Below are 12,490 nucleotides of genomic sequence, written 5' to 3'. Positions count from 1 at the left end.
CGCCATGCGCCGTCTCTTTATCCAGTTCTATCTGTTGCTGATCAGCTGCTTCACCCTGGCCATCCTGCTGGTGGGCGTGGTCTATCAGGTGACCGCCGAACGGGCGGGTGATCGCTATCTCGAACGCATGATGCAAGGCTCTCTTGGCCTGTTGACCGGCGAGTTGGCAAGAACCCCGCCAGAGCGCTGGCCCGATCGGCTGGCCGAGCAGAGCAGTCAGTTTACCCTCCCCCTCAGGATCGGCGAGTTGGTGCGCCAGCCCCTGACCAGCGAGGATCAGGCCTTTCTGGCCGCCGGCAATATTGTCATCGTCGAGGAGGATGACACCTTCCTGCAGCGCATCCCCGATACCGATCGGGTGCTGATTGTCGGCCCGGTTCCCTACCTCTCCTACCTGCACGAGCTGCACTGGGTCGATGTGGGGCTGCTGCTGATGATCGGCCTATCCCTCGGCCTGCCCATTCTGCTCTGGTTGCGTCCCCACTGGCGCGGCTTGCAGCAGTTGGAGCAAACCGCACGTCGCGTAGGCGATGGGGATCTCTCCTGCCGAACCAATCTGCCACCGGGCAGCAGTCTGGCCCGGGTGGGACGCACCTTCGATCAAATGGCGACCCAATTGCAAGCCATGATTGCCAGCCGCAAGCAACTGACCGATGCCATCGCCCACGAGTTGCGCACCCCGCTGGTCCGGTTGCGCTATCGGCTTGCCATGCTCGATCCTGCCCCTGCCGAGCAGGAGCAGCAGGCGCTGGAGCGAGATCTGGGGGCGCTGGACGCCCTGATCGAAGAGATGCTCACCTACGCCAAGCTGGATAGACCCGAGCTGCCGCTGCAGCAAGACGAGCTGGAGCTCAGCCACTGGGCACAAGCGCATCTCGGCGACTGGCAAGCGCTGGCCCCCGAAAAGAAGCTCACCCTCGATCTGCCGCCACGTCACATGCCCTGGTGCGGCGATCAGCGTCTGCTGGCGCGCGCGGTGGAGAACCTCATCGGCAATGCTCTGCGCTACGCCGAGAGCGAGGTTACCCTCTCCATCTCGCGGCTGCAGGAGAACTATCTGCTGGAGGTGAGCGACGATGGACCGGGGATCGATCCGGCGCTGGCGCCCCAGATCTTCGAACCATTCGTGCGCCTTGATCAGAGCCGGGATCGTCGCACCGGCGGCACCGGGCTGGGGTTGGCCATCGTGCGCAGCATTGCTCGTCATCACGGGGGGGATGTAGCGCTGCTGGCCAGTGACCACGGCGCCCGCTTCTGCCTCACCCTGCCTGTACATTTGGATACAAACCGTCACCAACCGCTCACTGAAGGGTCGCCGCAACCGTCATAGGATGACTGTCATGGAGAACGCTCCATAACATCCACCCGAATAAGGAAATTGAACATGAAAAAGATCATTCCCCTGACCCTGGCTGCCGTCTTCGCTCTCACCTCCGGTTTCACCATGGCGGCCACCCCGACCAAGACAGCCACACCGCAGGCGACCCAGACCAAGGTGGTGAAAAAACACCATAAAGCCACCCACGCCAAGACCCCTGCCGTCAAAGTCGCGCCGAAAACCAAGTGATCCAACCGGTCACGGGATAGCACAGAGGGAGGCTGACGCCTCCCTTTCCATCTCTTCCCGAAATTTTCCTGACGAGCGCCTCCCTCGTCCAAACCGGATCCACGACCCGGCTCCCCCTTTGCGGGAAACGGTCAATGACCACAGGAACATGGCATGTGGCGTCATCTGCTTAAATGGCTAGGCCCCTTGTGCAGCTTGCTGCTGCTCGGCACCGCACTGACCGTGCTGTATCACCTGACTCAGGCATGGCACTGGCACGATATTCGTGTGGCCATCTGGTCCCAACCCCTGCCGCGACTGGCGGGCGCCCTGTTGCTGACCCTGCTCAGTTATGGTTGCCTCTGCAGCTATGACATGCTGGCGCTCCATGCGCTGGGCAAGCGCCTTCCCTGGCAACAGGTCAGCATCACCTCCTTTATCGCCTACACCTTCTCCAACACCCTGGGATTTGCCCTGCTGACCGGCACCTCGGTACGCTATCGCCTCTACTCAGCCCTCGGTCTGGCGACCGGTGAGGTAGCCCGCGTGGTGCTGTTCTGCTCCATCACCTTCTTCCTCGGCCTGCTGGCGTGGGGAGGTGGCGCCCTACTGACCTGCGATGTATCACAGTTGCTGCCTGACTGGCCGCAATGGGCAGATACCCTGCTCAGGCTGGCGGGCATGATGGCTCTGCTGTTGGTGGCCTGCTACCTCTGCTGGCCCACACACCGTCTCTCCTGGCGCGAACACAGCCTGATCCTGCCCGGCTTCAAGGTTCGTCTGTTGCAGCTGTTGGTCGCGCTGGCCGACTGGATGGCCGCCGCCGCAGTGCTGTTTGTGCTGTTGCCTGCAGATAGCGTCCCCTACCCTGTGCTGCTCAGTGCCTTCGTGCTGGCCAGCTTCCTCGGGGTACTGGCCCACGTGCCGGGCGGGATCGGCGTGTTCGAAGCGAGCATGAGCCTGTTGCTGGCTAACTACCTGCCAACCGACAAGCTGCTCGCCTCGCTGCTGCTCTATCGCTGCATCTATTACCTGCTTCCCTTTCTCTGTGCCCTGCTGCTCTTTGCGAGTCAGGAGATGCTGCAACAAAAAGCACGCTGGCAGCGGCTACAGGGGCTGATGAGCGCGGTGCGCGAATTTCTGCCTGCCCTTATCAGCATGGGCACCTTCGCCGCCGGCAGCCTGCTGCTCTGCTCGGGCATGATCCCGACCATGCGCAGCCACATTGAAGTGTGGCTGCAGGTGTTACCGCTCCATCTGCTGGAGATCTCCCACGTGCTCGGCAGCGTGAGCGGTATCCTCCTGATCCTGCTGGCACGCAGCCTCTATCGCCGTCACGACGCCGCGTTTCGCATCACCCAGCTGCTGCTGGCTCTGGGGATCGCCTTCTCCCTGCTCAAGGGGGGAGACTGGGAGTCAGCCCTGCTGCTCGGCAGCTTCCTGCTCATCATGACACCCTGCCGCACCCTCTTCTATCGCAAGGGGTCGCTGCTCTATCCCCAGTACACCCCGGGCTGGCTCATCTCGGTCGGCGCCGTGCTGCTGGGAGCCCTGTGGCTGCTGCTCTTCTCCTACCGTCAGGTGGAGTATGACCACGCCCTCTGGTTCCACTTCTCGCCCCACGGCGGGGCTGCCCGCGGCCTGCGCGCCATGGGGAGCGTGGTGGCCGTGCTGGCCGTGGCCGGGGTTGCCCAGCTGCTTGCACCGCTGCGCGTGGTCGGTGAAAAGCCGGACAAGGAGACGCTGGCGCGCGCTCACGAGCTGGTGGTGCGCGAAGGGGGGATCCACGGTTATCTGGCCCAGCTGCAGGACAAGTCCCTGCTGTTCCATCCCGCCGGCGACGCCTTCCTGATGTATGGCATCGAGGGCAACAGCTGGATTGTGATGGGGGATCCGGTCGGTCGCCCCGAGCAGATCGAAGAGCTGCTCTGGCAATTTCGCGAGCGCTGCGACGAGCACGACGCCAATCCGGTTTTCTATCAGGTGTCGGCCCGCTATCTGCCGCTCTATCTGGAGCTGGGGCTGATCCCCTTCAAGCTTGGTGAAGAGGCGATGGTCGATCTGGCTACCTTCGATCTGGCGGGCAGCCGGCTGCGCAACCTGCGTCAGAGCCACGCCAAGGGCAAACGGGAAGGATTGACCTTCGAGGTGGTCGATGCCAGTGCCGTGGCCCCCCTGCTGCCCAGATTGCAGACCGTCTCCGATACCTGGCTGCAGAGCAAGATGGGCAAGGAGAAGGGCTTCTCGGTCGGCCGCTTCGAGCCTGACTACCTGACCTTGAGCCCGGCTGCACTGGTGTGGCACGAGGGGCAGATTGTCGGCTTTGCCAACCTCTGGGTGAGCGACAACAAGGAGACCCTCTCCATCGATCTGATGCGCTACAGCCTGGATACCGGCACCGCCCCCATCATGGATTTTCTCTTTGTCGAGCTGCTGCTGTGGGGTAAGGCGCAGGGGTACGCCAGCTTCAATCTGGGGATGGCCCCCATGTCCGGCTTCAACGATCACCCGCTCAACAGCTACTGGGCCCGCCTTGGCAATACCCTGTTCGTCCGTGGCAGCCGCTTTTACAACTTCCAAGGGCTCAGACGCTACAAGGAGAAATTTTCGCCCCGCTGGGAACCCCGCTACCTGCTCTGCAGCAGCAAGCTGGTACTGCCCAGAACCCTGACTCACCTGATCACCCTGATTAGCCGCGGCCCGTTGGGGCTGATCAAGAAATAGGAGCATGGCCAATGAGAGCCCTGATATTGCTGTTACTCAGTCTCGTACTGCCCGTTTCGTCTTTTGCGGCGCACGCCGCCCCGGTCAAGGATGACCTGAGCCTGATTGAGCTGCCGGTCAAGCAGCCATCCGACACCCCCATGGTGATCTTTCTCAGCGGCGATGGCGGCTGGGCGGCCCTCGACAAGGGGTTAAGCGCCCAGTTTCAGCTGCACGGCATGCCGGTCGTGGGCTGGAGCTCCCTCACCTACTACTGGAAGAAGAAAACCCCGGAGCAGGTGACCGCCGATCTGGAGCGGATCCTTGATGATTACCAGACTCGTTGGCAGCGTCCCCGCTGGCTGCTGGTCGGCTTCTCGTTTGGTGCCGAGATTGTCCCCTTCGTCATCAACCGGTTACCGGAGCACTATCGTCAGGGGCTGGTCGGGGCCGTGATGCTCTCCCCCTCCACCAGCTCGGATTTCGAGATCCACGTCAGCGACATGCTGACCCACAAGACACGTAGCTACCCGACCGAGCCGCAGGTGAAGACCATCCGCGATCTGCCGATGCTCTGCCTGCAAGGCGCCGATGACGATGACGGCGACCGCCTCTGCCCCCGTCTCAACCAGCCCAACGTCACCACCGTCACTCTGCCGGGAGGACACCATTTTGACGATAACTACCCCCAGCTCTATCAGGCCATCACAGGAACACTCACCCCCAAGGGCCTCTGGGAGATTTACCGGCCCACCCCGACCCAGAACCGGCGCTGCCACCCGAGTTCATCTTGATCGTAGGGCCAACCAGTGTGACGCCACCACCATCCACCTTGATAAAGCAGCCGCCCACCTTGACGGTAATTTCAGATCCCGCCTCCAGTACCACCTTGGCACCAGCCTTGACGTGCACCTCCTGCCCGGCCTGGGTGAGCCAACTTTGTCCCAGTTTTTGGTGCATGGAGGCATCCACCGTCAGCGAATAGTCCGTCTTGATGTGATCCCGTTTTTCACCCTCCACCGTCAGGTGGTCATTGGCCTTGATGCGGGTCACCCGCTCGTTGTCGATGTCGGTGTGCTGGTCGTGCTTGATATGCCACGCCGCATCGTTCTCTATCAGCACGTTCAGGTCTTTCTGACCGTGGATATAAATCTCTTCCTGTCCCGCCTGGTCTTCAAAACGCAGCTCGTTGAAGCCCTCGCCCTGGTGGGTTTCGGTGCGCAGCACGGTGCGGGTCTTGTTGGCGGGCAGCTCATACGGCGGTCGGTTGGTGGCATGGAAGGTACGGCCGGTGACGATGGGCTGGTCGGGGTCACCCTCCAGAAACGAGACAATCACCTCGTGGCCGATGCGCGGGATGGCCATCATGCCGTACTGGCCACCAGCCCAGCCCTGACTCACCCGCACCCAGCAGGAGCTCTGGTCGTTGGAGCTGCCGTAGCGGTCCCACGGGAACTGCAGCTTCACCCGGCCATGTTCGTCGCAGTAAATCTCCTCCCCTTCTGGGCCAACCACGATGGCGATTTGCGGGCCGTCCACCATCGGCTTGTGGGGTGCCTCGGGACTGCCGATGCGGGCCCGCCAGGTGGTGCTCGCTTTCACCACGCCAAATTCGTTGTGGTAGACGGTCGGGCCGTTCCCACCTTCTTCCTCCAGCGCTTGTGGCTGTTCGCCAGTGTGGCGGATATGGACGATTTGCCAGTCGGTGTTAAGGCTACTGTTAGGATGCTCGGTCAGTGAAAAGTGCTGACCTGGCAAGAGCGCCGCGCTGTTGGACTTGCCACTGCCCGCCACCGCATCGTTACGCAACGCATCGAGCCGATGCTGGGCAAACGCCTTGCCACTCGGGTCCTGCTTGTAGCGACCCGGGTAGTCGAAGTGCTGGTAAGTGTCTCGTTGGTGCTCAAGCTCTGCGCCCTGCTTTTTATGGGAGAGGCCATAAGCCGGCGTCTTGAAGCTGTAATCCTTTAGCTCTACATCGCTTGGCCGTACCGCCTCGCGGTAGTGGAACTGGCGCACATAGGGGCCCTGCTCCAGCGAACGGTTGCCGAGGTTGAAGAAGAGCTCGGGGCCAGCGGTCAGGGCTGCCGCATCGTCAGCAAAGACGATGCGATGTTTGCCCTGCTCAAATTCGTGGAAGTAGAACAGCCCTTCTTCGGCAGCGAGGCGATTCACGAAATCGAGGTCGGTCTCCCGATACTGCACGCAGTATTCGCGCTGGGCGTGCTCGTTTTTCAGGGCAAAGGCGTAGTCGGTGATACCGTGCTCTTGCAGCAGGATACTGAGGATTTCATCGGGCTTCTGCGCCTGGAAGATGCGTGAGTTCTGGCGCAGCCCCAATCGCCAGAGGGCCGGTTTGACTTGCAGGCTGTAACGGGTGCGGCGAAAGCCGCTGTCCCCTTGGGCAAACTCGCTCACAACCCCGCAGACCCGGCGTTGCAGCTCGCCGTTGTACCACACCATCAGCTCGCAGGGCTGGTCCAGCACGGCGCCAAAGTCGACATCAGGCTGGCTACTCGCCAACTCCAGCTGCAGGTTGAACGGCCGGTTCAGCCCCTCATCCAGCTGGAAACTGGCCACCACAAAGGTGCTCTCGGGCAGCGCCCCCACCTTGACCGTAAATTGTAATCCTGTGCTTTGTGCCATGACTCTGTTCCTTATCCTGCCTGTCCGCTACCGGAACCAATCACCACGCCACCACAATCCACTGCCGTGCCGGTGACGGCGATGGGTTTGCCATTCACCAGCACAGAGCCAACACCACTGGCAATGGCCCGTGGGTGCGGCGGGTTGTTGGGCTTGTCATGGGGCGCCAGTGGATCACCTTGACGAGCTACAGGCTTGCCATCGAGGAACACGTCGGGACTGGCAGCTATCACCGGGGTCGGTGGAAAGCCATCGTGGTCGGTGCCGATGTCACCGAGCAGTGCGATAGCGGGGCACATAGTCATTCTCCATATGAGTGGGGAGACGCACAGACATCATCCCTCTGCCCCTGTGCCCGGTGGAACGCACCAGGCACAGGCGACTTTGATAAACAGAACAGGCCGCAGCACAGGCTATGCCATTCAGCACTGGCGAAATTAGCCAAATAAAATCAAATGGTTAGCCTCTTTCGATAGATGATAGAGTTATCCATTCGCAAGGGATTGCGCAAACTGGGCAATCCCCCTGCCAAACATTGCATCTGCAGTGCAACTCTCTGGAATATGCGCAACTGGTTGCGCATAACAGAGCAATCAGCTACCGGATAGCCCCTGTTGCAGTTGGTAAAGCCGGATATTGAGTGCTTTCAAGTCACTCTCTATCCCTTTCAGCTCGGCGGCCGTAATAGGCTCCTGCGACGCTTTTCGCGCCTCCAGTTCGCTCAGGCGCAAGCTGAACGGGACCTCCTGCATCAGGTTCTTCTGTACCTCGTAGAGCTGAGACTTGAGGTAGGAAATTGTGACCGTCTTGCGCTGACGCTCCAGCTCCAGCAGCTGATCGATCAGGGCATCGACCCCGGCGCGCGCCTCCAGATAGGTCGGCACCCGGTTGAGATCCCCCTGCTGGCCGGCCAGCGCGGTCTGCCACTGTTTGTCGAGGGCCTTTACCGCCAGCGAGTCGGGATAGAGCATCTGCAGCGAATTGCGCAGCCCCTCGCCATAGCGGTACCAGTAGAGGGGAGAGGTCTGCTCAAGCCGGTCCAGCTGTGCCTGATAACGCGACACCAGCTCGCTCTCCATCCCCTGCAGGGTCTGCTCCCCCAACACGATGCGCGCCTGCCGAATGTCGTCATAACTCAGGGCCTGCGGTAACGCTGCAGCGGGTTGTTGCAACCGTTGCGCCGCGATGACCTTCTCCTGCTGCTGATGTTGCCAGCCAAGCCATCCCATCATGGGCAAGGCGCAGGCGAGCAGGCCACAGCCAAACCAGAACCAGGCCGGCCGCTGTTTGCGGTGCTGCTCAATCTTGAGCACGGTCGGCTTCATCTGCCCCTTCTCACGCCCCACTAGGATACTGCCCTGAGGCAGGTGCGGGGTTGCCCCGACAGAGGCGCCGTGGTCGCTCTCCATGTCGGATTTGAAGAAGACCATCGGCGGGATCTGCAGCTCATCCTTGAGGCCCGGCTCATCGGAGACGATGACGATCTCGGTCTCGTCAAACAGATGGGTGTACCCCTCGATAAAGTGCACCAAATTCTCGACCCGGGGGATGCGGCTCAAACCGGCGTTGTGCAGCTTCTCGCTGATGAGTTGCAGCGCCCGCTCGCAGCGGTAGATCAACCGCTTGTCCTCGTGGCTGATCTGGTACTGGCGGATCACGTCGCTGATGCGGGCGATAAACCAGTCGAGCATCTCGATGCGGGCCCGCTCCTGATGCACCGGTGGCCAGAAACTCTCCCACTGGGTGACGATCAGGTTGGCGAGAAACTCGCCCCCTTCGGTAAAGCCGCTCAGCCCCTGAATGCGGGAGCGCGCCAGAGTGAAGTAGATGGCGGTTTGCAGATCCACCCCGTGCTTTTCAAAGATTTGACTGGCGAGCTGATGGATCCTGACCCAATCCACCTCGGGGCGGGAGGCGTGGCTGAGCTTGTTGATCTCGGCGCGCAGCGCCTCGTACTCAGGCAACATTCTGGGGTCACGCCCCACTTTCAATGCCTGCTGACCTTGTTGATTCTGTGACATATCAGATTCCAAAATGCGGGGGGCATGACGCCCCCCAACATGATCAATAGAGGGATTCAGGCAAGCTGAACTGACTGAACAGGCCGCCGGTGAAGGGGTTCTGGGCGCTGTCGGTATAGACCCGATAGGTCATGGCACCCTGATCCACCGGGAAGCGCACATCAAAGGTGGCCTCGTTGACCTGAGTCAGCTCCCCCTTGTCCATCAGGCGGAACATGGCCCAGGGACCGACAAAGCCCTCGCTGCGCGGTGAACGTTCGCGGGCAGCCGGTACCAGGGTGATCTTGCTTTCGGCCCCGTCGCGCATGGTGTTTGGCCACACCAGCGGGATCTTGTTGCGACGGCCGTGGGCATACTCCAGCAACTGGCCGTCCAGGTTGAGCACACTACGCCGCTTGTTGGCGGTGAGTTCGATGGGCTCGAGGGCAAATTGCACCTCCAGATTGCCCTGCTGGCTGAAGAAGATCTGGCGGATCCGCGCAGCGCGATCCAGCTGTTTGATAAGCTCAGCCTGAATGGGTGAGCTCAGTTCTCCCTCCATCAAGCCCCCCTCCACCATGGGTTTCAGGTTGACCTGATAGAAGCTGTCCAGGGTGCCGCCCGGCGCAAAGAAGCGCTCCATCTCGGAGAGCGGCACATCCTTGGCAGAACCCGGATTGAACGGATAGCGATCCGCCAATTGGCTGTTGAACGGTGCCAGCACCTTCGCCTGCCACTCCTGATTGAGGGATGACATCGCCAGATCAATCACCAGTTGCGAACTCTGATCCGCCAGTTGACCCACCCAGCGATTTAGCGGTTCGGGCAGACCACGAGCATATTGCTGCAATGCAAAGACCGGATCAGCGTACTTGTTGGTCAAACGCACTTGCACCGCCTTGAGGGCTGACTGTCCCGGCTCGGTGGCATTGACGATCAGCTCCATATAGTGCTGCAGCTCAATCAGCTTCTGGTTCACTTCCGAAATCAGCGGCCCCTGTTCCCCACGGCCAGTCAAGACGCCATTGGTGGCCATAAAGGGGCGACCTATCCGGGCAGTGATCGCCTGCGCCGGATCTCCTTCCGCATCGGAGATCTTGCGAATACGGGTATTGTCATCCAGCGCTGCGAGCACCCGCTGGAATGGCTGGTCGTTGCCGGTGATGGCAGAGAGCACATCGAGCGCCTGCTCGGGGCTGGCAAGGGTCTGCACATCCAGATTGGTCAGCAATTTTTGCCACTGGTTGACGTAATCGGTGACATAGCGATCGTTGACCTGACGGGTGATCTCCTTGCGATCGGCCTCGCTCAACTGGCTCAGCTTGCGCTGGCCCAGCACCCAGGCATCCATGGCGGTGAGATCGATCAGCGCCTTGTCCTGCTTAAGGAAGAAGTCACTGAACCCGGGCCAGGTCAGCAAACGCGGCACCTGACCAGCACTCTCGTTGCGCAGGGCAAACACGGTGTCGAAGGTGGGGCCCACCTCGTCACGGACATTGAGATCCGGCGGCAACACATCACCCGCCTTCACCACCAGATTCTGATAGACCCGCTGATACATGGGCAATTTGCCCAGTTCACGCTGGGCGCCATACACCGGCTCCTTGAATGGCACAAATGCCGTGATGGCGGCCTGATCCCGGGCGGCACGAGCAGCGTGCCAGTCGGTGTGATCGAGGGCATAGTCAAGATGCCCCATCAACTGCTCCTGCACCGCCCCCTGCCCCGGGAACGCTTTCTGCCATCGGCTGGCCATGTACTGCTCCACCAGCTCCTTGTTGCGACCGGAGGCATCATCGATCATCCGCATCACCCGCAGGATGGAGAGCTTCTCCTCGCTGCCAGCCGGTGCACGGTTGAGATCCTCCAGCAGTCCCTGCATCTGGGCAGGCAGGAAACGCAGCCCCAGCAGTTGCAGATAGGAGCCTTCCACATAGGGGCCAATCTCATCCCCCTGATAGAGACCAAGGTCTGCCACCAGCGGCATCCGTTCGCGGTAGTTGCCAAAAGAGAGGGTCGCCTCGCGAATAAGGTTGAGACGTGGCAACTGGCTGACACCGAAGGCATGTTCATCAGCGACCTCGTTGGTCTCGGTGAACGCTTGCGCCTTGGTCAGTACATTGCGCCCCGCCTCCTCATTGACCCGGTAGAAGTAGTGCCAGCCACCGATCAGGGCTGCAGAGAAGAGCGACAAGCAACTCAAGCCAATGGCCATCCGGCGACGACGATAGAGGGTATGCAGCCGATTTTCTCCGGCCAGATGGGCCTCGGGGAAGATGATCGAAGAGAACAACTTGCGCACAAAATAGGTGTTGGACTCCCCGCGCAGGGCGGAGTGAATAGGCTCGGGCAAGCTGTAACGCCGGGAAGCGGCCTGAGCAAAGGCATCGAACGGGACACCTTGCTGATAAACGGAGCTGATATAGACGCCGCGCACCAGCAGTGGTTTGCTCTCTTCAATGGTCAGGGTTTCATCGAGCAGGCTGGTCACATAATCCTTGAGACCCGCCAATTGGCGAACAAACGAGAAGAGGGCGTTGCGCTGGGCGGCATCGAGCCGGGCCAGCATCATCTCCGGCAGATTGCGGTTGAGATTGTCGACCCACTGATCCCAGAACAGCGCCAGATCCTGCTGCCAGGATTTGCCCTGACTGCTGCCGGGGTTGAAGGTTACCCCCAGCACGGCGTCACGGGCCTCTTTATCCAGCTGTTCATAGACCACATCAAAGCCGCGCAGCATGTCGAGTTTGGTGAAGGTGACATAGAGCGGCAGCCGGGTATTCATGGTGGCCGACACCTCTTGCAACCGGGCACGCATCAGCTGGGCATACGCCTTGCGCTCGGCCACGCTGGCCGCAGACAACCACGCCAAATCAACGGTCAGTACCAGACCATTAAGGGGCTGACGACGACGGTGCTCGTTGAGCCAGTTGAGTAGATGCAACCAGAGCCGCTCATGCTTGCGAGCTTGCGGATCCAGCTCGGGCTCAGCTTGTGACAACAGTGCACCGGCCGGATCCAGCATCACGGCTTGCTCCCCCAGCCAGCAATCGACCAGCTGGCCTTGCACCACGTCCCGCAGTTCGGTATCGAGTCTGGGATTGAGCTTGTTGGCCGGATTGGCACGGTGGATCAGGCTGCTCTTGCCGCTGCCGGGCAGACCCAGCACCAGATACCAGGGCATGGCGTAGAGCGCCCCCTTGCCAAGGTGTTCATTCAAGGCTTGCAACCAACGATTGAGGAACTGCGCCTGTTTGTCGATGAGCCCTTTGACCGGATCTTGTTCCAGCAGCACCTCATGCTGGCGCTCGGCCTTGAGCTGCTTCATCTTGCGCCATACCCGCCAGGAGAGTACCCCCAGCAGCAACCAGAGCCAGAGCAGGGTAAACACCACCCGCCCCCACAAGGACTCGAATGGCTTGGCATCACGGATCTCGATGCGAGGCCCCAGCCACCACACCAGGATCAGGGCGACAACCCACAGCACCACACCGAGCAGGGGCCAGGAGGGTTTCAGTTTCGGCAGCTGTTGCCGCAGAAAGGTAAAGATGGTTTTGAACATAAAATGTGATCCAACTCCGACTCAATGACTCAT

Annotated in this window: 7 protein-coding genes and 1 pseudogene; 4 read left to right on the top strand and 4 right to left on the bottom strand. The window is 60.8% G+C overall.

The window, feature by feature from the left end; genetic code table 11:
* Positions 1 to 4 precede the first annotated feature (4 nt).
* The 4 genes from rstB (at position 5) to AB5Y83_RS14155 (ending at position 5,043) form a co-directional block, all read left to right on the top strand.
* Positions 5 to 1,330 (top strand): two-component system sensor histidine kinase RstB, encoded by a 1,326-nt coding sequence (gene rstB / locus AB5Y83_RS14170; RefSeq protein WP_368175378.1) that lies wholly within the window; start codon positions 5 to 7, stop codon positions 1,328 to 1,330.
* Between the two features lie 54 nt (positions 1,331 to 1,384).
* Complete coding sequence (locus AB5Y83_RS14165; RefSeq protein ID WP_005337116.1) at positions 1,385 to 1,567, top strand: hypothetical protein; 183 nt, start codon at positions 1,385 to 1,387, stop codon at positions 1,565 to 1,567.
* A gap of 153 nt (positions 1,568 to 1,720) precedes the next feature.
* Complete coding sequence (mprF, locus tag AB5Y83_RS14160) at positions 1,721 to 4,270, top strand: bifunctional lysylphosphatidylglycerol flippase/synthetase MprF (protein ID WP_368175377.1); 2,550 nt, start codon at positions 1,721 to 1,723, stop codon at positions 4,268 to 4,270.
* An 11-nt stretch (positions 4,271 to 4,281) separates the two neighbouring features.
* A complete protein-coding gene (locus tag AB5Y83_RS14155; protein ID WP_368175376.1) occupies positions 4,282 to 5,043 on the top strand; it encodes an AcvB/VirJ family lysyl-phosphatidylglycerol hydrolase in 762 nt (253 codons plus the stop codon).
* Here the strand turns inward: AB5Y83_RS14155 and tssI are convergent.
* The 4 genes and pseudogenes from tssI to tssM form a co-directional block, all read right to left on the bottom strand.
* Positions 4,982 to 6,895 (bottom strand): annotated as a pseudogene (gene tssI, locus AB5Y83_RS14150) (type VI secretion system tip protein TssI/VgrG); the annotation flags it as partial. The gene AB5Y83_RS14155 and the pseudogene tssI overlap by 62 nt on opposite strands.
* Before the next feature lie 11 nt (positions 6,896 to 6,906).
* Entirely contained in the window at positions 6,907 to 7,194 is a 288-nt protein-coding gene (locus AB5Y83_RS14145) for a type VI secretion system PAAR protein (protein ID WP_042023025.1), read from the bottom strand.
* A gap of 294 nt (positions 7,195 to 7,488) precedes the next feature.
* A complete protein-coding gene (locus tag AB5Y83_RS14140; RefSeq protein ID WP_368175375.1) occupies positions 7,489 to 8,916 on the bottom strand; it encodes a VasL domain-containing protein in 1,428 nt (475 codons plus the stop codon).
* Between the two features lie 43 nt (positions 8,917 to 8,959).
* A complete protein-coding gene (gene tssM, locus AB5Y83_RS14135; protein WP_368175374.1) occupies positions 8,960 to 12,457 on the bottom strand; it encodes a type VI secretion system membrane subunit TssM in 3,498 nt (1,165 codons plus the stop codon).
* Between the last annotated feature and the right edge of the window lie 33 nt (positions 12,458 to 12,490).

This window comes from Aeromonas sp. R5-4, from assembly GCF_040908215.1.
Classification (GTDB): Bacteria; Pseudomonadota; Gammaproteobacteria; order Enterobacterales; family Aeromonadaceae; genus Aeromonas; species Aeromonas veronii.
This window is presented reverse-complemented; position numbering and strand designations above follow the sequence as displayed.